At 51.8% G+C, this 21,019-nt stretch carries 23 protein-coding genes; 9 read left to right on the top strand and 14 right to left on the bottom strand.

Annotated features, from left to right (window positions below; all coding sequences use genetic code 11):
* Positions 1–173: 173 nt before the first annotated feature.
* The 5 genes from B2R29_RS05630 (at position 174) to B2R29_RS05650 (ending at position 4,927) form a co-directional block, all read left to right on the top strand.
* Complete coding sequence (locus tag B2R29_RS05630; RefSeq protein WP_301180160.1) at positions 174–1,478, top strand: TRZ/ATZ family hydrolase; 1,305 nt, start codon at positions 174–176, stop codon at positions 1,476–1,478.
* Between the two features lie 63 nt (positions 1,479–1,541).
* Positions 1,542–2,261, top strand: a complete 720-nt coding sequence (gene ubiG, locus B2R29_RS05635; RefSeq protein ID WP_301180161.1) for a bifunctional 2-polyprenyl-6-hydroxyphenol methylase/3-demethylubiquinol 3-O-methyltransferase UbiG — start codon at positions 1,542–1,544, stop codon at positions 2,259–2,261.
* On the top strand, positions 2,258–2,914 hold the full coding sequence (locus B2R29_RS05640; protein WP_301180162.1) for an HAD family hydrolase: 657 nt from the start codon (positions 2,258–2,260) through the stop codon (positions 2,912–2,914). The genes ubiG and B2R29_RS05640 overlap by 4 nt, the downstream gene beginning before the upstream one ends.
* A 68-nt stretch (positions 2,915–2,982) precedes the next feature.
* Positions 2,983–3,726 (top strand): YciK family oxidoreductase, encoded by a 744-nt coding sequence (locus tag B2R29_RS05645; protein WP_301180163.1) that lies wholly within the window; start codon positions 2,983–2,985, stop codon positions 3,724–3,726.
* Between the two features lie 214 nt (positions 3,727–3,940).
* Positions 3,941–4,927 carry a GGDEF domain-containing protein gene (locus B2R29_RS05650; protein WP_301180164.1) on the top strand — a complete coding sequence of 329 codons (987 nt, stop codon included), beginning with the start codon at positions 3,941–3,943 and terminating at the stop codon, positions 4,925–4,927.
* Between the two features lie 67 nt (positions 4,928–4,994).
* Here the strand turns inward: B2R29_RS05650 and rluB are convergent, their stop codons facing one another.
* The 7 genes from rluB to B2R29_RS05685 form a co-directional block, all read right to left on the bottom strand.
* A complete protein-coding gene (gene rluB, locus B2R29_RS05655) occupies positions 4,995–5,828 on the bottom strand; it encodes a 23S rRNA pseudouridine(2605) synthase RluB (RefSeq protein WP_068439579.1) in 834 nt (277 codons plus the stop codon).
* Complete coding sequence (gene scpB / locus B2R29_RS05660; RefSeq protein WP_301180165.1) at positions 5,821–6,714, bottom strand: SMC-Scp complex subunit ScpB; 894 nt, start codon at positions 6,712–6,714, stop codon at positions 5,821–5,823. Before scpB ends, rluB begins: the two co-directional genes overlap by 8 nt.
* On the bottom strand, positions 6,695–7,537 hold the full coding sequence (locus B2R29_RS05665; RefSeq protein ID WP_301180166.1) for a segregation and condensation protein A: 843 nt from the start codon (positions 7,535–7,537) through the stop codon (positions 6,695–6,697). The genes scpB and B2R29_RS05665 overlap by 20 nt, the downstream gene beginning before the upstream one ends.
* A 7-nt stretch (positions 7,538–7,544) precedes the next feature.
* Positions 7,545–8,762 carry a tryptophan--tRNA ligase gene (locus B2R29_RS05670; protein ID WP_301180167.1) on the bottom strand — a complete coding sequence of 406 codons (1,218 nt, stop codon included), beginning with the start codon at positions 8,760–8,762 and terminating at the stop codon, positions 7,545–7,547.
* Between the two features lie 91 nt (positions 8,763–8,853).
* Positions 8,854–9,870: a tryptophan--tRNA ligase gene (locus B2R29_RS05675; RefSeq protein WP_068439571.1), complete on the bottom strand. Its 1,017-nt coding sequence runs from the start codon at positions 9,868–9,870 to the stop codon at positions 8,854–8,856.
* Between the two features lie 98 nt (positions 9,871–9,968).
* The gene (locus B2R29_RS05680) at positions 9,969–10,592 is read right to left on the bottom strand and encodes an L-threonylcarbamoyladenylate synthase (protein ID WP_301180168.1); all 624 of its coding nucleotides are present in this window, start codon (positions 10,590–10,592) and stop codon (positions 9,969–9,971) included.
* A 38-nt stretch (positions 10,593–10,630) separates the two neighbouring features.
* Positions 10,631–11,467 (bottom strand): PHP domain-containing protein, encoded by an 837-nt coding sequence (locus tag B2R29_RS05685; RefSeq protein ID WP_301180169.1) that lies wholly within the window; start codon positions 11,465–11,467, stop codon positions 10,631–10,633.
* Between the two features lie 164 nt (positions 11,468–11,631).
* Here B2R29_RS05685 and B2R29_RS05690 point away from each other — a divergent pair, with 164 nt between their 5' ends.
* From B2R29_RS05690 to B2R29_RS05700, 3 genes are read left to right on the top strand one after another with little or no spacing between them, the layout of a single operon-like run.
* Positions 11,632–11,931 carry a YciI family protein gene (locus B2R29_RS05690; RefSeq protein ID WP_301180170.1) on the top strand — a complete coding sequence of 100 codons (300 nt, stop codon included), beginning with the start codon at positions 11,632–11,634 and terminating at the stop codon, positions 11,929–11,931.
* A gap of 52 nt (positions 11,932–11,983) precedes the next feature.
* Positions 11,984–12,646: a TIGR04211 family SH3 domain-containing protein gene (locus B2R29_RS05695; RefSeq protein WP_301180171.1), complete on the top strand. Its 663-nt coding sequence runs from the start codon at positions 11,984–11,986 to the stop codon at positions 12,644–12,646.
* A 32-nt stretch (positions 12,647–12,678) separates the two neighbouring features.
* Positions 12,679–13,275 carry a peptidylprolyl isomerase gene (locus B2R29_RS05700; protein WP_414716603.1) on the top strand — a complete coding sequence of 199 codons (597 nt, stop codon included), beginning with the start codon at positions 12,679–12,681 and terminating at the stop codon, positions 13,273–13,275.
* 45 nt (positions 13,276–13,320) lie between these two features.
* On the opposite strand, the gene B2R29_RS05705 is transcribed toward B2R29_RS05700, so the two are convergent.
* On the bottom strand, positions 13,321–14,202 hold the full coding sequence (locus B2R29_RS05705) for an AEC family transporter (protein ID WP_301180172.1): 882 nt from the start codon (positions 14,200–14,202) through the stop codon (positions 13,321–13,323).
* Between the two features lie 70 nt (positions 14,203–14,272).
* Here B2R29_RS05705 and mnmC point away from each other — a divergent pair, with 70 nt between their 5' ends.
* A complete protein-coding gene (mnmC, locus tag B2R29_RS05710; RefSeq protein WP_301180173.1) occupies positions 14,273–16,264 on the top strand; it encodes a bifunctional tRNA (5-methylaminomethyl-2-thiouridine)(34)-methyltransferase MnmD/FAD-dependent 5-carboxymethylaminomethyl-2-thiouridine(34) oxidoreductase MnmC in 1,992 nt (663 codons plus the stop codon).
* A gap of 10 nt (positions 16,265–16,274) precedes the next feature.
* Here mnmC and B2R29_RS05715 read toward each other — a convergent pair whose 3' ends face one another.
* The 6 genes from B2R29_RS05715 to B2R29_RS05740 form a co-directional block, all read right to left on the bottom strand.
* Complete coding sequence (locus B2R29_RS05715; RefSeq protein WP_301180174.1) at positions 16,275–16,550, bottom strand: YheU family protein; 276 nt, start codon at positions 16,548–16,550, stop codon at positions 16,275–16,277.
* Positions 16,540–16,983, bottom strand: a complete 444-nt coding sequence (locus B2R29_RS05720) for a hypothetical protein (protein WP_301180175.1) — start codon at positions 16,981–16,983, stop codon at positions 16,540–16,542. Before B2R29_RS05720 ends, B2R29_RS05715 begins: the two co-directional genes overlap by 11 nt.
* Before the next feature lie 98 nt (positions 16,984–17,081).
* Complete coding sequence (gene phaC / locus B2R29_RS05725) at positions 17,082–18,893, bottom strand: class I poly(R)-hydroxyalkanoic acid synthase (protein ID WP_301180176.1); 1,812 nt, start codon at positions 18,891–18,893, stop codon at positions 17,082–17,084.
* Positions 18,894–18,995: 102 nt separating this feature from the next.
* Positions 18,996–19,388, bottom strand: coding sequence for a phasin family protein (locus tag B2R29_RS05730; RefSeq protein WP_068436212.1), 393 nt, complete (start codon positions 19,386–19,388; stop codon positions 18,996–18,998).
* A 186-nt stretch (positions 19,389–19,574) separates the two neighbouring features.
* A complete protein-coding gene (locus B2R29_RS05735) occupies positions 19,575–19,817 on the bottom strand; it encodes a DUF6489 family protein (RefSeq protein WP_301180177.1) in 243 nt (80 codons plus the stop codon).
* 19 nt (positions 19,818–19,836) lie between these two features.
* Entirely contained in the window at positions 19,837–21,018 is a 1,182-nt protein-coding gene (locus tag B2R29_RS05740) for an MFS transporter (protein ID WP_301180178.1), read from the bottom strand.
* Position 21,019: the final 1 nt, after the last annotated feature.

Genomic DNA, 21,019 nt, shown 5'->3' on the forward strand with positions numbered 1-21,019 from the left:
CATACCACAAATCGAGCTGATACCTAATGAGAGCTCCTGAATGGCCCTCTGAGGCGTTTTCGCTTCTGAACAGACGTTCCCTACTGTTCAATTAACAGCCAGCCCTGCGGAACAATTCGCACCCAGCCCACTGCATTCGCTATAATCGCGGGCAAAGCGAAAGAGGAAGCACCATGCAGGCTGATCTGCGTATTGATGCTCGCTGGGTACTGCCCCTTGGCGACAACAACGAAGTGTTCGAAAACTACTCGGTGTACATCACCGACGGTCGGATTGTCGGGCTTCAACCCCAGAGCGAGCTGGGCCCGGAAGTAAAAGAGCACATAAAGCTTGAAGAGCATGTACTTCTGCCCGGTTACATCAATGCTCACGGACATGCAGCCATGTCTCTGTTTCGTGGTCTGGCCGACGACCGGCCTCTTATGACGTGGCTTCAGGATCACATCTGGCCGGCGGAAGCGCAGTGGGTCAGTGGTGACTTCGTTTACCAGGGCACCCAACTTGCCATTGCAGAAATGCTACGCTGCGGCACGACAACCTTCGCCGACATGTATTTCTACTCGGGCGACAGCATAGAGGCAGCGATTGATGCCGGCATAAGAACCGTCAGCCTCACGCCAGTGCTGGATTTTCCGACAAACTTTGCTCAGAACGCCGACGAATATATTCGCAAAACTCTGGATGTTCACAGCAAGTACCGCCACCAACCGCTGGCCCATGTAGGCATTGGTCCACACGCCCCCTACACAGTCTCAGACGAGCCCCTGAAAGAGATCGCAACCACCGCCAGCCAACTGCAGATGCCTGTTCAGATTCACCTTCATGAGACCGGATTCGAAGTAAGCCAGAGCATTGAAGAACGGGGGATGCGTCCGACCCAAAGACTGGCCGAGCTGGGCTTCCTTAACGAAAGTGTCAGCTGCGTGCACATGACTCAGATAGACGAAATCGATATCGACATTCTCAGACAAACCGGAGCCAGTGTTGTTCACTGCCCGGAATCAAATTTGAAACTGGCCAGCGGATTTTGCCCCGTCGGAACCCTACTGAACGAAGGGGTCAACGTAGGTATCGGTACAGACGGTGCCGCCAGCAACAATGACCTGAATATTCAGGGTGAAATGAAAACAGCAGCCATGCTGGCAAAGGCGGTCGCAAACGACGCGGCCTCCCTTCCCGCCATGGCTGCTCTGAAAATGGCAACCATCGGCAGTGCCAGAGCACTTGGCATTGATGAGCTGACAGGCTCAATCGAGCTTAACAAGTACGCCGACCTGCAGGCGGTGCGTATGAGCGAACTCACGCAAAGCCCGATGTACGATCCCGCGTCACAGCTTGTCTATACCGACAGCAGCCGTTACACGGAATACGTATGGGTGGCAGGTAAAGCTCGACTGAGTAAGGGTGAACTGACATCCATCGACGCCAGCCAGATACTCGAAAATACACGACTGTGGCAAAGCAAGATTTACCCCTGACCGGTTGTCACGAAAGGCACAACAGACCAGAGTCTAAAAGCGGAACAGAACAGCGGACACCTTATGACTGAACTAAAAAAACTGAATGTAGATCGTGCTGAAGTCGCCAAGTTTGAGGCCCTCGCCTCCCGTTGGTGGGATCGTGAGAGTGAGTTCAAACCTCTCCATGACATTAACCCGCTGCGAACCAATTACATTGACCGTCACGCATCTCTCGCTGGTAAAAAAGTACTCGATGTCGGCTGCGGCGGCGGCATCCTCAGTGAAGCCATGGCGCAACGCGGCGCAGACGTAACCGGCATTGATATGGGAGAAGCCCCTCTCAATATCGCTAAACTGCATGCGCTTGAGAGCGGTGTCACTGTGAAGTACCAGCAAATACCTGTGGAGCAGCTCGCCGACGAAATGCCAGCCGCGTTCGACATCGTAACCTGCCTTGAAATGCTCGAGCACGTGCCAGACCCTGCTTCTATTATTCGGGCCTGCTATAAACTGGTAAAACCCGGCGGCATGGTGTTCTTCTCAACCATTAACCGGAATCCGAAAGCGTACGCCATGGCCATCATTGGGGCTGAATACATCATGCGTATGCTTCCTGCAGGAACGCACGACTACGACAAGTTCATCAAACCCAGCGAACTGACACGCTGGTGCCGGGCCGCAGACCTCTCGGTACTTGATATGACGGGCATGATCTACAATCCGATCACGCAGGAGTACAGCCTCAAAGATCAGGATGTAGACGTAAACTATCTCGTTGCGACCCGCCGGGAAGAAGTATGACACCGGAAGCAGTACTGTTTGATCTTGACGGTACCCTGGTCGATACCGCCTTAGATTTTTTCAGTGTCGTAAACTCTCTACGACAAGAAGAAGGCCTGCCCGCCCTCACTGATTGCGTCATCCGCGAACAGGTAAGCAACGGTGGAGTAGCGCTGGCCTGCCTGACCTGGGAGATAGAGCGGAGCCACCCGGATATCCAGAACTATCGTCAACGCTTGTTAGATCGCTATGAGAATACCGTGGGCAAGGAAGCGCAGCTCTTTCCTGGGTTTACTACGCTCCTTAATGAACTGCAGCGCAATTCCATTCCGTGGGGTATCGTCACCAATAAACCACGTCTGTATACCGACCTTTTACTAGCAAGAATGCCACTGGCATGTGAGTTCGTCGTTTGCCCGGAAGATGTTGAGAGAACCAAGCCAGCACCAGATAGCCTGCTGCTATGCGCGTCCCAGATGAATGTGCATCCATCCAACTGCTGGTATGTCGGTGATCATATTCGCGATATCGACGCTGCCAAAGCCGCTGGAATGACCAGTATTGCCGCACTGTTTGGTTATATTGAGGAATCTCAAGATCCTCAGGCCTGGCAAGCTGATCATTATGTCAGTGAACCCAATGAAATTACGGTCCTCCTGAGCGGCAAAGCCTGACCGGCAGTTGCCACCCTTGTCGCACAGAAGCCCAATGACTTATCAGAGAATCAAACGGAAAACAGAAAATGACCGCAGATAAAGAGCACACCTTAAAGAATCGCGTCATATTAGTGACAGGCGGTGGTTATGGTATTGGTCGCGAAGCCGCTCTGACATACGCCAGAGCGGGTGCTACCGTTCTGTTGCTCGGCCGCACAGAAGAGGCACTGAACGACACCTACGACCTGATCGAGGCCGAAGGCCTGCCACAGGCAGCCGTACTGCCGTTTGATCTTGAGTCAGAAGACGAGAGCCTGTTTATCGAACTTGCTCAGCTCATCGGCACCCACTTCGGCCACCTCGACGGTGCGCTCCTGAACGCATCCGTTCTGGGGCAACGTACGATGCTCGACAACTACCACTGGGATACCTGGCAGAAAGTGATGAAAATCAACGTAAACGGCCAGTTTCTGCTAACTAAACACCTGATTCCGCTACTTCGTGAAGCCCCCGCAGACGCGTCCTTAATCTACACCACCAGCAGCGTAGGACGTGAAGGCAGGGCCTATTGGGGCGCGTATTCTGTCTCTAAATTCGCGACTGAGGGCCTCATGCAGGTCGCTGCACAAGAACTTGAGAACACCAGCAATATCCGAGTGAACTGCATTAATCCCGGCGCGACGCGAACAGGGATGCGTGCCTCAGCGTACCCTGCCGAGAACCCTGCGACGGTCAAACCGGCCTCAGAAATCATGGATCTGTACCTGCACCTGATGAGCCCAGCGTCGATTGGAACACACGGACAAAGCCTGGACGCGCAGCCAAAGTAAACGAGATCCTTCCGGCGGCAAACTTAGTCATCAATTTGGCTCGATTTTGCCGCTTTTTTCGTCAATGAACTGGCGTAAAATTTTCTCCATGCTTGAAAAAGCTCATAACCATTTGTTTTAAAACAACTTTTAAGATTTTAAAACACTGGCACAGAAATCGCTTATTACCTCACATTGATATCACCAATGTATGAGGTAGCTCATGGTCAGCCCAATGAATGGCAGAGCGGAACTGCGAGACGACAAGGTCATTACACCTTTCGGGGATCTGGCACCCCGGCCGGATATCCGCCCTGAAGTGCTGTTACGCCTGTCTGGCAAATTGCAGACCACGCTCGAATTAAGTCAGTTACTTGAGATTTTTCTCGAAGAAATTCAACAGGCGGTTCTGGTCGACGGCCTGACGTTTCATCACGAGCCTACCAACACAACATTAGCGGTTGGGCGAAACAGCCTGCATACCGCCAACTACCGACTTCAGACGCAACAGGATTACATGGGTGATATGACGTTCCATCGCTCTACTCGCTTCCGCGAACACGAACTGGCTAATATTGAAGGCTTAATGACAACCCTGGTATACCCATTGCGCAATGCGCTTCGGTATCACGAGGCATTGGCCGCGGCCTTCAGGGACCCTCTCACAGGTGCCGGTAACCGGGTCGCACTCGACAAAACACTCAGCCGTGAAGTCGAACTCTCTAAGCGTCACGACCAGCCTCTCTCTGTGCTGATGATCGATCTTGATCACTTCAAGCAAGTGAACGACGAATTTGGTCACAGCATGGGTGATAAAGTTCTGAAAGAAGCGGTGAAAGCCATGACCGGCTGCATTCGCCAGACCGACATGTGCTTCCGCTACGGTGGCGAAGAATTTCTGATTATGTTGAGCAATGCAGACCAGTCCGGTGCTTTGCGTATTGCCGAACGTGTGCGCATGGGTATTGGTCAACTGTCGTTCGCAGGTAAGAAAGATAAGCTGCAGGTTACCGCCAGCATTGGCTGTGCAACGCTACAAGCAAGCGACGATACAGAAGAACTGGTATCACGGGCCGATACCGCACTGTATGTCGCCAAAGACAGCGGCCGTAATCGCGTTATCAGCGACCTTGATATCGAATACACGCGCCAGGGCAACGCCAACGAAGAGCCAGGCCAGGAGCCAAGTAAAGAAGCTAGTAAAGAGAGCAGCGGCCACTGACCAACCCGATCAAGCCGCAACAAAAAAGCCGTGCAATGCACGGCTTTTTCAATTTGCGCAGGTGTGATTACCGCTTTCTGCGACTCGCAGTCTGGCGAACTTTCTGTCGGCGCATCTGACGCAAATACTGCTCTTTTTCTTTACCGACAAACTTCTTCACGGTGCGACGACGCAGATCCACCAGATCATAAAGATCGTTCACTTCTTTTTGCCCAAGCTCGACCCAGGTCCCAACCGGAACATTCGCAGGCATAAAGATACAGCCATAACGAACACGCTTCAGACGACTGACTGTAATTTCCTGGCTTTCCCAAAGGCGACGCACTTCGCGGTTCCGGCCTTCCATGAGAACAACGTGGTACCACTTATTCTGACCTTCACCATCAAAATATCGAACGTCGGTAAAGCTTGCCATGCCGTCTTCGAGTAGTACGCCCTCTTTCAGGCGGTTAATCATGTCCTGATCAACATCACCACGAACTCGCACCGCATACTCGCGGTCGACACCACTGGATGGGTGCATCAGCTTATTCGCCAGCTCTCCGTCGGTGGTAAAAAGCAACAGACCGCTGGTATTGATGTCGAGGCGGCCGACATTGATCCAACGCTCATTCTTTGTTTTCGGCAGATGGTCAAAAACGGTCGGTCGACCTTCAGGGTCATCACGAGTACAGACTTCACCTACGGGTTTGTTGTAGGCGATCACACGGGTATTGACCCCTGCTTCTTCAACAGATACCGCACGCCCATCAACGCGGATATCATCATTACGCCCCGCTCTGTCTCCGAGCTTGGCCCGCTCACCATTCACTGTAACGCGACCATCTGCTATCCAGCGCTCGGCTTCCCGACGAGAAGCGACCCCCGTCAGTGACAGTAATTTCTGAATACGCTCATTCATTGTCAGATTCTTTTTCCTGTGCAGTAGCGTCATCATGTTCGCCACTGCGTTGTGTTTCACCATGATCTACCGCGGTTTCCTCCGCAGTAGAATGTTGTTCTTCGAGTCGCTGCAATATCTGCCCCAGATCACGGACCTTACGCGGTTCGCCTTTACCGGCCTTGCCTTCAACCGGTTCGAATACGTTGTCTTCTACTTTATCGACCAGGGCCGACGCGGCTGCCAGATCATCTTCCGTCTGACTGAGCACTTCTGCACCGCGCTCTTCGCGCTCTTCGTCACTGGTAAAATCGTAACGATCAGGCGTTGGCCGTCGCGCCTCAGCATCATCGCCTAACTCAAGTCGGCGGCTGGTGTCTTCCAGTTCGCGAATCTCCATTAAAGATGGCAGATCCTCCAGCGACTGAAGGCCAAAATAGTCTAAAAACTCTTTCGTAGTAGCATACATGGCCGGACGGCCAGGCACATCTCGGTGCCCGACAACACGAACCCAATCACGCTCCAGCAGTGTACGAATTGTCGAACTGCTGACCACCACCCCACGGACATCTTCAATGTCGCCGCGAGTAACCGGCTGACGGTACGCGATCAAGGCCAGTGTCTCAAGCAAAGCCCGCGTATATCGCTGAGGTTTCTCCTCCCACAAACGAGCAACAAATGGAGCCGCGTCGCTACGAACCTGTAAACGAAAGCCAGAAGCGACCTCTGACACCTCGATTCCACGTCCGAGAAGGTCTTTGCGCAATTCAACTATCGCATCAAGAAGCTCAGACGATGTCGGCTCCATACCCTCCGCAAACAGGGTTTTCATCCGCTCAACAGACAATGGGGCACCGGCGGCCATCATGGCTGCTTCAAGTATGTTCTTAAGCGGTGGCGTGCTCATCCGTCCCCCTCAACTTTACATGTATCACGCCGAGCACCTCATGCTGAACGAGGTCAAGTAAGCGCTCTTTGATCAGCTCCAGTATCGCCAGAAAGCTGACCACAACGCCCAGCTTACCCTCCTCCGGTGCAAACAGCTGACTGAAAGGAACAAAATGCCCCCCTTTCAGTTTTTCGAGAATATCAGCCATTCGCTCACGGGTTGAGAGCTGCTCGCGCTCAATCTCATGATGTTCAAAGCGCTCTGCCCGCCGCATAACCGCAGCCATAGCCAGCATGATTTCACGCATATCAACATCCGGGTGAATACGTTCCTGAATTCTGTCAGGGGCATCAACATCGGCAACAAAGATGTCGCGTTCAAGTCGGGGAAGCTCATCAATCTGCTCCGCCGCTGTGCGGAAGCGCTCGTATTCCTGCAGGCGACGAATCAGCTCTGCTCTCGGGTCTTCTTCCTCACCATCCTCACCCTCTGCTTTATGCCTGGGTAGCAGCATACGACTTTTTATCTCGGCCAGCATGGCCGCCATCACCATGTACTCAGCAGCCAGCTCAAGTTGCAACGCCTGCATCATATTGATGTATTGCATGTACTGCTCGACGATATCCGCGACATGCACTTCAAGGATATCGAGATTCTGCTTACGGATCAGATAGAGCAGCAGGTCCAGCGGCCCTTCAAACTGTTCGAGGATAATTTCCAGAGCGTCAGGTGGAATATACAGATCGAGTGGCAGTTGCGTCATTGGCTGCCCCTGCACGAGTGCAAACGGCATTTCGCTCTGACGGGCTTTACTCGTTTTCTCTGATCCGTTTTCTTCCATAGTGATCTCAGCGATAGGCTAAGTCCATCGCATCACGCACCTCTTCTAGCGTTGCCCGGGCAGCATCCCGCGCACGCTCTGTACCTTCAGCGATGATGCTATGCACCAGGTCAATATTCTCTTCGAAGTCCCGGCCCCGTTGTCTGATTGGTGCTTGCTGAGCAATGATCTTGTCAGCAACGCATTGTTTACATTCAATACAGCCCCAGCCAGCACTGCTGCACTTATCGTGCACTTCAATAAGTTCAGCCCCTTCGGTGTACACCTGATGAAACTGCCAGACAGCACAGGCTTCTGGCGTACCAGGGTCCGCAAGCCTTACCCGGTTAGGGTCTGTCGGCATGTTACGGAGTGCCTTCTCTACCACCTCGGGTTCTGCTCTCAGAGGAATAATATTATCGTGGGTATTCGACATTTTACGACCATCCAACCCTGGCATCTTCGCAGCCTGGTCTGCCAGCACATGCTGAGGTTCCGGAAGGATGGCAACACTGTCTCCTTCAAGATACCCAAGCAGTCGCTCTTTATCTGACAGCGTCAGCTTATTCTGCTCACGAATCAATGCCTGAGCGGTGGCCAAAGCGTCTGTGTCACCGTGACGTGTATGTGCAAGACGCAGCTCGGTATAAAGCTTTCCGGTCTTCTTGCCCAATTTCCTGATTGCCGCCTCTGCATTGGCAGCAAAATCTTCTTCTGAGCCGTACAAGTGATTAAACCGACGTGCTATTTCGCGGGCCAGTTCGACATGAGGCGTCTGATCTGCCCCCACCGGTACCAGACCAGCGCGATACGCGAGCACATCCGCACTTTGCAGCAGCGGATAACCCAGTACACCGTAGCTGGCTTTGTCCTGCTCACGATTCGACTCGATAAACTCTTTATAGGCGGGTGCCCTTTCTAACCATGCGAGCGGCGTGATCATCGACAGGAGAAGGTGCAACTCCGCCTGCTCTGGTACTCGGCTTTGGATAAACATATGACTGGCGCCTGGGTTAACACCGGCGGCCAGCCAATCAACCACCATTTCCCAGGTGCTCGATGCAATGTCTTCAGGCGAAGAGTACCCAGTCGTCAGGGCGTGCCAGTCGGCAACAAAGAAAAAGCAATCGTACTCGTGTTGCAACTTAACCCAGTTTTTCAGAACACCATGATAGTGCCCCAGATGCACAGGGCCAGTCGGGCGCATTCCAGAAACCACCCGCCTCTGCGGATCCACTGTACTCAAGCCTGCTTCCTCTCTTTGCTTCGTATAGATGTGTTTTTACGCTGACTCGACAACGATGTCACGCTCTGGCAACCATCACTGTCTATCAAGATTACTTAAGACCAGAAATACCGATGGCTTCGCGTACTTGTGCCAGCATGGGTTTGCTGACTGCACGCGCTTTCTCCGCACCCTTTTGGAGCTCAGCCTCAATGTCCGCTGGGCGCGCAAGCAAGTCTTCATAGCGCTCGCGAGCCTCGGCGATTTCTTCATTGATCAGTGCAAAGAGTTTCTTCTTAGCGTCACCCCAGCCAATTCCCTCTTCAAAAGCACGGCGCATTTCAGCCGTCTGCTCTTGAGTCGCAAATGCTTTCCAGATCTGGAACACGGCCGATGTATCCGGGTCTTTTGGCTCACCCGGCTCAAGCAGGTTGGTCTTAATCTTATTGATATGCTTTTGCAGTTTCTTCTCGGGCAGAAACAGAGGGATGGTATTGCCGTAGCTTTTACTCATCTTACGACCATCCAACCCTTGAAGAATGGCACTGTCTTCGTCCACCTGATAGTCGGGCAAAGTGAGCAATGGTTCTTTCTTGCAGTAGATATGGTTAAAACGCTGCGCCATATCACGGGCCATTTCAACGTGCTGAATCTGATCCTTACCGACAGGTACCTTATTTGAACCGAACATCAGGATATCCGCCGCCATCAGAACAGGGTAACTGAACAGCCCCATGGTAATGGCTTTATCAGCGTCCTCACCCTCTTCAACATTGGCATCAACAGCAGCTTTATATGCGTGAGCACGGTTCATGAGCCCTTTCGCACAGACGCAGTTAAGCACCCAGGTCAGTTCCGGAATCTCAGGGATGTCAGACTGACGATAGAAAACCGCATTATCGGTGTCGAGACCAAGAGCCAACCAAGTAGCGGCAATCTCTTTCGTCGACTGATGAACGGCTGCTGGGTCCTGGCACTTAATCAACGCATGGAAATCAGCCAGAAAGTAGAAGGACTCATTATTTGTATCACGGCTGGCTTCAATCGCCGGACGAATCGCACCGACATAATTACCCAGGTGGGGAGTCCCGGTGGTTGTGATACCGGTTAAAACACGCTGTTTGCTCATTGGTAGAACCCGTTACATCCGTTCAATCGTAAAGGGCGCAATGATAGCGGTTTTAACCGGTGAGTCACAGGGCTGGAAACTGAGGTGCTCTAACTCAATTACTCGGCGAATGCACTGGCATCGCCAACGCCCTGACGTGCAACCTCAGGAACGTCGCCCGTCATGTCGACGACGGTTGTTGCTTCGAAACCACAGAAGCCACCGTCAATCACGACATCAAGCTGATGCTCCAGCGTTGCGCGTATGTCGTAAGGGTCAGAAAGAGGTAATTCATCACCTGGCATAATAAGCGAACTGGTCATCAGAGGCTCTCCGATTTCTTCCAGTAACGCCATCGCAATCGCGTTGTCCGGCACGCGAATACCAATCGTCCGCTTTTTAGGATGCATTAACAGACGAGGTACATCTCGTGTGGCTGGCAGAATAAAAGTAAACGCTCCGGGCGTGTGCGATTTGAGTAATCGATACTCCGTGTTATCAACCTTAGCAAAAGTCGATAACTCAGAAAGGTCCCGGCACAGAAGAGTGAAATTATGCTTAGAACCCAACTGACGCAAGCGCATTACCCGCTCGGTCGCGGCCTTGTCACCCAAGCGACAGGCCAGCGCATAGGCACAGTCGGTTGGAATAACCGCCAGCCCGCCCTCACGGATTATATCCGCCGCTTGCTTAACAAGGCGTGCCTGAGGGTTCTCTGGGTGAATCTGAAAAAACTGGCTCAAAATAAGTCCTTCAATAGTTCAATACGACTAATTGTTGTTCATTGCCACAGAGACCAGACCGGCGTGACGTCCTTAGGGAACGCTGGCATGACACCCAGGTCGAGACCAAAACGATTAGGCCCATGAAAATCACTACCACATGAGCCCATCAGGTCCATTTCTTTAGCAAGCGTCGTCATCTGACCACGCTGATTGTTGTCCATCTGCCCGTAAGCGACCTCCAGCGCACAGCCACCAGCCTCTTTAAAGTCTGACATGCATGCACGAAGCTTAGTTCGGGTCATTTTATAAAGATGCGCATGCGCCATCACAGCCACGCCGCCACCATCAACAATCCAACGAACGACCTGATCTAGCTCAGGCCAGCTGGTCTTTACATCACCGACCTTCCCGGAGCCAAGATACTTCGTAAACGCTGCCTGCATCGACGGTACCCACCCCTGATCGACCAGGTAACGGGCAAAATGGGGACGACCCACAATATCACTGCCCGCATACTCACGAACCGAGTCCATACAGATATCCTGCTTCAGCTTTTTGCCGACTCGCTGAGCAATTAACTCACAGCGCTCATTGCGCGCCTTCAACTGAAACGCCTCGGCTTCCTTAATTGCCGCAGAATCTACATCCATATCCAGCCCGACAATATGAATAGTAGCCCCGCCCCAGACACAGGAGAGCTCGATTCCCGAAATCAGACGGAGATTCTTTTTTTCAGCCATCTCACGCCCCTGACGGAACCCTTCCAGGGTGTCATGGTCTGTGATGGCCAACGTTTGGATACCGCGATCTGACGCCCGTTCCACCAGCTCGGCTGGGCTCAGGCTGCCATCGGAAGCAGTAGTATGGCAGTGAAGGTCTATCACGGAGTTCACGATTGGACGCTCTGGGTGGCTTACGACATAATGCAGACCATTGTAAATGCACAGCCGCCACATAGCGAATAAGCGATTTTGAGCCGTATTTTCTCTTGTGAACGAGAAAACCTGTGCATACCTTCCGAACAACAGAATAAGTGATACAACGAGGAAACCGTAATATGTGGTACGCCATTATCAGTCAGGACATAGAAAACAGCTTGCCACTGCGGAAACAAGCCCGCCCAGCCCACCTTGAACGACTCGAAGCGCTGAAAAACGAAGGTCGACTCCTGATTGCAGGCCCACACCCTGCCATTGATAGTGACGACCCAGGTGAAGCTGGCTTCACTGGCAGCCTGGTCGTTGCTGAATTTGACTCACTTGATGCGGCACAGGCATGGGCAGATGCCGACCCTTACGTTGCAGCTGGCGTATACGCAAACGTCGTCGTCAAACCGTTCAAAAAAGTATTACCTTAAACAGTACCCACTGAAGCTAAGAAGACTAACAAGATCAGTGATGGAGGACTCAATGAAGTACATGATCAGCCTGCTACTCGGACTCATGCTTGCCAGCCAGGCAGCACAAGCTGTCGAAAAGCGCTATGTAACCGATAAACTGTATATCCAGCTACGCTCTGGCCCATCTAATGAGTACCGGATTCTGAAAGTCGTTCAGAGTGGCGAGCACCTTATCTACCTTGGCGAAGAAGGTGACTTCACTCATGTGAAAACGACAAAAGGCGTTGAAGGCTACGTTCGCACTCAGTACCTCGTTAACGAGCCTGTCGCCAAAGAGAACCTGATTCTTGCAAATCGTGAACTCGACAATATCAAAGCCGAACTGACTACAGCCCGGAACCAGGTTAAAGAACTGACTCAAGAACTCGAAACGGCTAAGTCTGAACGCGCAGATGCCAGCCGCTCCAGTACAGAATTAGAACGCGAGCTGGAGCGCATCCGCTCTATTTCTGAAAATGCCGTCGCACTTGACGAAAAAGCACGAAAGCTGACGCGAAAAACGCAGGAGCTGGAACTTCAGGTCAGTACACTGTCAGCGGAAAATCAGGAATTGCGTGGCGACAGAAGTCTCTCCTATCTGATCTACGGCGGCGGTCTGATTGTCGTCGGTATTATCGGTGGACTTATTCTACCGGGTCTTCGCGGCCGTCGTAGTAACAGCGGCTGGGCATAAAGCAGATACATTTAATAAAAAAGGAAAATTTCATGCGTAAGTTTCTAATGCTGGCACTCCTGGCGCTTCCTGTATTTAGCGCCAATGCAGCAGACAAAAATGCAGAAGAGAGTATCCATATCGGGCTCAATACCAGTGAAGGTTACATTGAACTGGCGCTCGACAAAGAAAAAGCTCCAATCTCTGTGGAAAACTTCGTGACCTATGTGGAAGAAGGTCACTACGACGGCACCATCTTTCACCGTGTCATCAAGAACTTCATGATACAAGGCGGTGGCTTCGATGCCTCAATGAACCGCAAGCCGACCCGTGCAGCGATCAAAAACGAGGCCAAAAATGGCCTCAAAAATAAACGCGGTACAGTAGCAATGGCTCGCACCGCAAGCGTTGACAGTGCCACAAGCCAATTCTTTATCAATGTCAAAGACAACAGCTTCCTTGACCATGGCGTTCGCGACTATGGCTACGCGGTATTTGGTGAAGTGGTCAAAGGCATGGACGTGGTCGATAAAATCGCAGAAACTCGGGTTGGGCGCCGCGACCAGCCAGCCAACGACATCGTGATTAACAGCGCTGTCGTCGTTGAAAAAGAGGCGAAAGAAGCCGCGGCGCCGTTAATTGAAAACTAAAAGTGCCAGCGAATGGTCGACCCGTGATCATTGAACCTGTCCCTGTCACAGCAAAAGTGCCAGGAGAACCGGCAGAAACGCAAACGACATAAAGGTCGATACAACAACTAACCCGGCCACTGCGCCGGGTTCTTTGTTATAGCGAACCGCAAAAAGATAGTTAAATACCGCAACCGGCATAGAACTCTGTATCAATACCACACCTCGAGCGACACCCTCGAGTTCCATAAACCAGCAAACCAGTAGCCCTGCGGACAACCCACCCAGTATGCGTATCAGGCTATATAACAATGCCTTGTTCCACCCACTCACCTTCAGGCCGTATAGCGACACCCCGAGGGTAATCAACATAAGGGGAATGGTCATACCTCCAATTAACCCAACTGCGTTATTCAGAAACTCGGGCAAGCGCGCGCCGGTTATGACCAGAATCACAGACAGTAGGATCGCATACATAATAGGCATGCGCGCAACACCGCCCAGCCCGCCAGCGTCTTTGCCTCCTGCAAGCAAAATTCCCACGGGGAAATGCGCAACAGACAGCATCATAAAAAAGGCCAGAGCCAGTGCCAGCCCCTGCTCTCCAAAAGCCAACATGCAAACGGGAAGCCCCATATTGCCGACATTAGGAAAAAGAAAGGACGGTAAATACGTACGAACACTGTCCCCCAACAGGCGCGGCACCAGGATGCCCGGAAGCGTCATCAATATCATTACCAGCACGCAAGCTAAGGCTGTCTGACCAAAGACCTGTGGATCAATATCGACCTGCCCCAATACCGACAACATCAGACAAGGCGCACCTATATTCAGCACCAGGCGGGAAACAAAATCACTGTCGTAGCCAGTGCGGGTGTGTGCCCATATTGCGCCCACTAAAGCACAGAGCACGACAGGAAAGAGTACGGTTGCTATTTCAATCATCATGACCGGGAGTATACCGCTCCTTCGTCAGCTTTATTACAATACGCACCGAGAAACCGGACGGGTGAGAAATTTGAGCATCAAAGAAACAACCACGGGTGATACCGATACGGTCCTGAAGCATCCAGACCTCACCTGGAACGAGCAAGGGCTCCCGGTGGCTGATGATTTCGACGACCCATACTTTTCAGTTGAGAACGGCTTAGAGGAAACCCGCTACGTTTTTCTGAAACAGAATGGCCTCCCGCAGCGCTGGCAGTCGCACCAGGCGCCCTTCCGCATTATTGAGACCGGCTTTGGCACCGGGCTCAATTTTCTTGCTACCTGGCAGGCATTCCAATCCACTCCTGGCAAGAATAACTGGCTGCACTTTACCAGCATCGAAAAATTCCCGTTAAGCCGTGAACAACTGCAGAAAGCACTGGCCCTGTGGCCGGAGCTTAGTGAATTATCAGAAAAGCTTATTGAAGCTTACCCCCCGGCATTAAGAGGGTTCCATACTCTCAAATGGCCGGATGAGCGGGTCTCTTTGACGCTGATTTTTGATGACGTACACCAGGCTCTCCCGGAGTTAAACGGCCCGGTAGACGCCTGGTTTCTTGATGGCTTTGCCCCAGCGAAAAACCCTGCGATGTGGTCTGACGCACTGTTTTCTGAGATTCGGCGCATTAGCAGAAACCCTCGCGCAGATCGAATACCGACGGTGGCGACCTTTACTGCAGCAGGCATAGTCAGGCGGGGTTTAAAAGGCGCCGGTTTTAACATCTCAAAAGTACCGGGCTTCGGCCGCAAACGAGAGATGCTCGCAGGTAGGTATGCAGCAACTGCTGGCCCAGAGAAAAGCCGGTTGCACAACCATCTCCCATGGCAGCTGTTCCCTGCACCACTTGAAAACGCCAGTAAGGTGATCGTTGCAGGTGCCGGTCTGGCAGGCTGCACCACCGCGCGCGCGCTGGCAGAGCGTGGTTTCCGGGTCACGCTGTGCGACCCACAAGGTATCGCCAATGGGGCCTCAGGGAATCCACAGGGCGGACTTTACATAAAGCTGGCCGCAGACGACCAGGCAACCCATTCTGATTTTTATCGTCAGGCCTACCTGCTCGCTCTCAAAGAAGTCGAGCGTATACTGGGAGCTCCAGCAGAGAACAATAAAACCTGGAATGCCTGTGGTGTACTACAGCTCGCTTACAGCGCTAAAGAAGAAGTGCGTCAGCAACGCTTTATTGAGCGGCACCAACCACCCGCTGAGTTCGTAGCGTACGATAGCGAAAAGAAGGGGCTGATCTTCCCAGCGGCCGGCTGGGTGTCTCCGGCTGATTTTTGCAGAGCCCTCGTCAATCACTCCAATATTCAGTTGATCACCACGACAATAACGAATATCACTGGCGAGCAGAATGCACTGACCATTACTACTGATTCTGGTGACCTTGATGCCTCTGCGATCGTCATAGCAACAGCTCACCAAGCGAATGAACTTGCTGGTGATAATAGCTACCTGCCAACCAAAAAAATTCGTGGGCAGCTTACCTATCTTAATGCTGATGCATTACCAACGGCTGATACCGTCCTCTGCGCGCGAAGCTACATGGCACCGCCAGTCAACGGACGCCTCGTACTCGGTGCTACCTATAACTTAAAAGATGAAGAAACAGAGCTTCGGGACTCGGATCATCAAACCAACCTGAGCCATCTCTGTGATTTTGGTTCTGAATGGGAAGCGGCTGCGAACTCCGCTGAAATTATTGGAGGGCGTGTGGGCTTTCGCTGTACAACACCAGACTATCTGCCGATGGCAGGGCCTCTGGTGAAAAAAGACGCCTTTATAGAATGCTTCCGCCCGATGACGAAAAACGCGAAGCGTATCCCTCGTGAGCCTATGCCCTGGATGAGCGGAGTCTGGTTGAATATTGGCCACGGCTCGCGAGGACTGGCGTCCTCTTCTTTATGCGCAGAGCTCATCGCCGAGCAGATGACAGGCGATGCCGTCAGTACCAGTCAAACCGTCGTCGATGCTTTGTCGCCAAACCGGTTTCTGTTGCGTGATTTAATCCGGAATAAGTTATAAATTCGAGTGTTCAAATCCCCGGCGGTAACTGATTTGCTAGCGCCAGCTGGCAGGTTTCTCCGACGGGGTCAAACAGGATCACAACCAGTCCACGACGAATCTGTTCGCGAACCTGTTCTTTTTTGTCGTCAAAGGAATAGTTGTAGTCGCCGTAATCGGTGCCCTCACGGCTGATAAACTCTTCGATGATGCCATCAAGGGCATCTGCAGACAGGCGGTCATAGGGAACGCGGATGACACCCTCTTCTGGCGCCTGTCCATCGCCAGAGTGAAAGTCAGATGGCAAATGCGCCCTCCCGCTCCCACTCACAGCTCATACGCAGTTCAGCGTCCGACGGTGTATGACCGTGCTCGGCCTGCCAATTGAAGGTGTGCTTTCCTGACAACTCAGTCTCAAGGTGCACCGTCGCGGAAACCCAATGCATCGCTTTCAGCAGGCTTTCAAACTGACGCAACCAGTTTTCCCATTCATACTCGACAGCACGGTATGAGGCGGCAAAGTGAATGATCTGAGTCTGGTAAGCGCCACTGAAAATATCATCGCCTGAAATTGAAAACATCTCTCGCTTAAGTAGGGAGAAGTCATCATCCAAACCGACAGGTAAGGTCTGGATCGCCCCCCAGTTGGTGCGGCGCTCGCGACGGGCTGCGAGATCTTCTGTGGAAGGAATATGGCGAATCACGCCGTAGACGATCGATTCCTGATCAAACTGAGACACGAGCTTCTCTCAATGCTGACTAAGGTTTTGATGATACCCAAAAGTTGCTCCGACAGAAACTGCCTGAGCAACTATGAGTGGAATCATACAAACACCATTCAACGCCCAACAACGTCTTGAATACGCATACGAACATAGCTACCGGGGGCATCTTCTATGGCCGCCAGCGGGCCGTCTCCCGGTTCCCGGGCGGGTACACGCTCTGCACCACCCTGCTCCTGAATCCACGCTTCCCAGTCCGGCCACCACGAGCCTCGATGGCTCTCAGCTCCCTGGAACCATTCATCACTGTCGTCAGGCAAAGCATCGTTAGTCCAGTAATTGTATTTGTCAGCCGCTGGCGGGTTGATAACACCTGCAATATGGCCTGAGCCACCCAGGACAAAGCGTGGTTTACCTCCCAGCACTTTGGCACCTTCATAAGAGGCCTTCCAGAGTGCAATGTGATCCTGCGAGGTCGAAAGAAAATACGTTGGAACTTTAACGGCGGACAGATCGATTTTCACGCCATCGACCTCCAGTGCATTCTTCTCTCGCAGCCGATTATTCAGGTACATATTGCGCAGATAATAGGAGTGCATCCGCGCCGGCAGGTTGGTGCTGTCTGTGTTCCAGTACAGTAAATCAAACGCTGCCGGACGCTCGCCTTTCAGGTAATTATTCACAAAGAAAGACCAGAACAAATCGTTCTCTCGCAGCGTGTTAAAGCTGAATGACATCTGGCGACCATCATAGTAGCCAAGCATGTCCATTTGCTTTTCTAGTCCTGCAATGGTCGTTTCGTTAATAAATACGCCAATTTCACCAGGCATAGAAAAGTCGATCAGTGTTGCCAGAAAAGTCGCTGACTTAATACGCTCTTTGCGCTTTTTCTTCAAGTAAGAAAGGGTTGCTGACAGCAGGGTTCCGCCAAGGCAATAGCCGATAGCGTTAACGTCTTTCTCACCGGTAATCTGCTCGATCACGTTCAACGCTTCGACCGGCCCTTCCAGCAGATAATTATCAAACCCTTTATCGCGCAATGACGGACCGGGGTTAACCCACGAGATGACAAACACCGTGTGTCCCTGACCCACCAGCCAACGAAGCAGCGAGTTATTCTCGCGCAGGTCCATGATGTAATATTTATTAATAAATGGCGGGACAACCAGAAGCGGTCGTTTGAACACTTCTTCTGTCGTTGGTGAATACTGAATCAGTTGCATCAATTCATTCTGATACACTATTTTTCCGGGCGTAGTGGCTACATTAACGCCGACCTGAAATGCTGAGGTATCCGTCATCGCAACATTCAGTGCACCATTTGCACTGGCTTCCAGATCTTCCGTTAATTGCTCGATGCCATGAGCAAGATTAGCGCCACCGGTTTCAAGTGTTTTGTTGATCACATCAGGATTGAGACCGGCGAAATTAGAAGGAGCCATCGCGTTTGTATACTGACGAATCAGATACTCGACTTTACGTCGGGCGTTATCGCTCAGGCCGTCTGTATCATCAATCATCTTTTTCAGGGTATTCCCCTGAATAAGGTAAAGCTGCTTTAGGTAATCAAAGAATGGATTGGCTTCCCATTCCGCATTTTTGAATCGTTTATCGCCTTTTTCTGGCTCAACGACGGGCTCAACCTCTTTGCCCATCAAGCGAAGCACAGTGTACTGAAATAACGCCTGCTGCTGTTTAAGCAGATCCATCTGGTCATCGATAAGTTTATCCGGGTGCTCCATCATGGCTTCACCCAGCTCTTTAAGGGCTTCTGAGAAATCGTTCAATACACACGCTGCCGGGTCTTCTGCTGAGGTCGGCTGCTTTATGAATTTTTCCCAAACTTTGCCGGTATGCTCCGCCGCCTGTATAGCCATATCATAATAATCGCTAACTGCAGCCGTCAGCTGCTCAGACACATCACTCATCGACGTTCAATCTCCATGCAATTAATAAACAACTCAGTTAGTAAGACGTCCAATCAAAAAAGGCCACCGCAAAGGGTGGCCTTATCTACTGCAGCCGCCAGATTAAGCCGCTTTGGCTTTCGACGCTGCAGTTTTAGCTGTTGTTTTCGCAGTCTCTGCCGCAGTGTTACGCATCTCTTCCATGATGCCTTCCATCTGGGTTTTGAACTCCATAGTCATGTCAGACAGTGTTTTAACGTCTTCCATGATTTTCTTGTTCATGCCAGATGCAACTTCAGCCTGAGACGACGCGAACGTACGCATTGATTCCAGGTCCTGTACATCAGCCGCAGATTTCATCTGGCTCAGTCCCATTTCAGCGTAGCTCTTAACCGCGTTGATCTGATACTCAGTCAGCTTCTCCATGTTTTCAACGAACAGACTGTTGAACTTCGACATAGGCGCGTACATCGTTTTTGCCTGTTCAGCGAATGCATTAAGAATATTCTCTTGCATGGTCTTGCTCCTTCAATGGTTGGTAAGAACAACTGTCACTTCCACATGCTGCAGAAGTAACATTACACTTGGGTGACAGCCGTACGATTAAAGTAGCAGTCACAGCGGTGATTGCACCCCTTGAACCGCACCGGAATGAGCAAAGCTTACATTGCCCGTCACTGTGTCCGAATTTATCCAATTAAGTCAGTCTTTGGACTGTCCAGCCATCATCATAGACATCAGATTCTGCTGAAAATTGGTCATTGCACTCATGCCTTTTTCCATCATTGGCTGGTAGATACTCATAGGATCGTATCCCTCTTCTCCCGCCTTCATTTTTTCCATCATTTGTTCAAACACATCTGTCTGAAATTGCTGAACGTCGGGTAAACCAAGCAGACGACGGAATTCTTCTGGCGTCATATCGAATGTGACATTCACTTTCATTTCGTGTTCCTTTTTGTGGTTATTGGCGGCTCTGTCGCTGCTCGTCAGGGGACAAACTAAGCCAGGCTACGACCGCACCGGCCACAGATGCGCCCCCTGCAAGCACAAATACCAGCGTGCCACCCAGCGGCTCCCAGAGCAAGCCACTGACCCAGGCACCAACTGCACCTCCTAAGCCAAAACTGACACTGCTGTACAATGCCTGTGCGCGACCCTGAAGATGATCAGGGAAAAGTGCCTGAACGTAACGCATGGATACGGCATGCATCACGCCAAAACTGAACGCGTGTAAGATTTGCAACAGCAGAAGCACCCAGAGAGATCCGATAAGGTATCCGGTCAACGTCCATCTAACGGCCGTCAGGGCCAGACTCAGAACAATCCACGCCCTCCAACTGAGAAGATGCATGATGCGTCCGAACTGCCAGAACAGAATGACTTCGGCAATTACCCCGACTCCCCATATCACACCGGTCAGACTGGCACTGTAGCCGGCCTCCTCCAGGTAGATACTGAAAAAGGTGTAATAAGGGCCGAAAGAAAGCTGAAGCAGGACATTAAGAAGAATAAAGCCGGCCACAGGGCCCTGAAGCAATCGTCGCCAGAACTGCTGGTCCGTCGGACTATCAGGTTTGACCGGATGGTTAACGTGTGGCATCAGCCAGGCATTACCGACGATGCAAAACATGAGTGCCCACATCACCGCAGGTAGCACTGAGATACTCAACGCCTGAAGCACCGCACCCAGCAATACGACACTGACGATAAAGCCAACCGACCCCCACATGCGCACACGACTATAACGATCAACTTGATTCGACAAAGACTGCATACAGAGCACTTCGTACTGCGGCAGCATGGCTGCCCAGAAAAAGCCGTACGCGATCATAACCGCAGCCACACCGAAGTAGCTCTGCGTCATGTAAATCAAAGAAAAGCATATCAGAGTCAGAAGCCCAGCCATTCGCACCATCTGAACCGGGCCACGGAACCGTCGGCTTTGAGCCGCCCACATATTGGGTGCAAGAATTCTCACAACACCAAACAAGGCCATGAGGCTACCGATCTCAACAGCTGTAAACGACAGGTGCTTCAGGTAAAGCCCCCAGAACGGAGCAATACACCCCAGGAGGGCGAAATACAGCGCGTAAAACAGCGCAAAGCGTGATGGAGAAACTGGCATCAGCGGACGACCAGACATG

This window comes from Thalassolituus sp. UBA3500, assembly GCF_002377545.1.
Taxonomy (GTDB): Bacteria; Pseudomonadota; Gammaproteobacteria; order Pseudomonadales; family Oceanobacteraceae; genus Thalassolituus.

Coding starts and splice junctions, on each gene's coding strand:
- B2R29_RS05630 (WP_301180160.1), top strand. CDS start 174: ATGCAGGCTGATCTGCGTATTGATGCTCGCTGGGTACTGCCCCTTGGC.
- ubiG (WP_301180161.1), top strand. CDS start 1,542: ATGACTGAACTAAAAAAACTGAATGTAGATCGTGCTGAAGTCGCCAAG.
- B2R29_RS05640 (WP_301180162.1), top strand. CDS start 2,258: ATGACACCGGAAGCAGTACTGTTTGATCTTGACGGTACCCTGGTCGAT.
- B2R29_RS05645 (WP_301180163.1), top strand. CDS start 2,983: ATGACCGCAGATAAAGAGCACACCTTAAAGAATCGCGTCATATTAGTG.
- B2R29_RS05650 (WP_301180164.1), top strand. CDS start 3,941: ATGAATGGCAGAGCGGAACTGCGAGACGACAAGGTCATTACACCTTTC.
- rluB (WP_068439579.1), bottom strand. CDS start 5,828: ATGAATGAGCGTATTCAGAAATTACTGTCACTGACGGGGGTCGCTTCT.
- scpB (WP_301180165.1), bottom strand. CDS start 6,714: ATGAGCACGCCACCGCTTAAGAACATACTTGAAGCAGCCATGATGGCC.
- B2R29_RS05665 (WP_301180166.1), bottom strand. CDS start 7,537: ATGGAAGAAAACGGATCAGAGAAAACGAGTAAAGCCCGTCAGAGCGAA.
- B2R29_RS05675 (WP_068439571.1), bottom strand. CDS start 9,870: ATGAGCAAACAGCGTGTTTTAACCGGTATCACAACCACCGGGACTCCC.
- B2R29_RS05690 (WP_301180170.1), top strand. CDS start 11,632: ATGTGGTACGCCATTATCAGTCAGGACATAGAAAACAGCTTGCCACTG.
- B2R29_RS05695 (WP_301180171.1), top strand. CDS start 11,984: ATGAAGTACATGATCAGCCTGCTACTCGGACTCATGCTTGCCAGCCAG.
- B2R29_RS05700 (WP_414716603.1), top strand. CDS start 12,679: ATGCGTAAGTTTCTAATGCTGGCACTCCTGGCGCTTCCTGTATTTAGC.
- B2R29_RS05705 (WP_301180172.1), bottom strand. CDS start 14,202: ATGATGATTGAAATAGCAACCGTACTCTTTCCTGTCGTGCTCTGTGCT.
- phaC (WP_301180176.1), bottom strand. CDS start 18,893: ATGAGTGATGTGTCTGAGCAGCTGACGGCTGCAGTTAGCGATTATTAT.
- B2R29_RS05730 (WP_068436212.1), bottom strand. CDS start 19,388: ATGCAAGAGAATATTCTTAATGCATTCGCTGAACAGGCAAAAACGATG.
- B2R29_RS05735 (WP_301180177.1), bottom strand. CDS start 19,817: ATGAAAGTGAATGTCACATTCGATATGACGCCAGAAGAATTCCGTCGT.
- B2R29_RS05740 (WP_301180178.1), bottom strand. CDS start 21,018: ATGTCTGGTCGTCCGCTGATGCCAGTTTCTCCATCACGCTTTGCGCTG.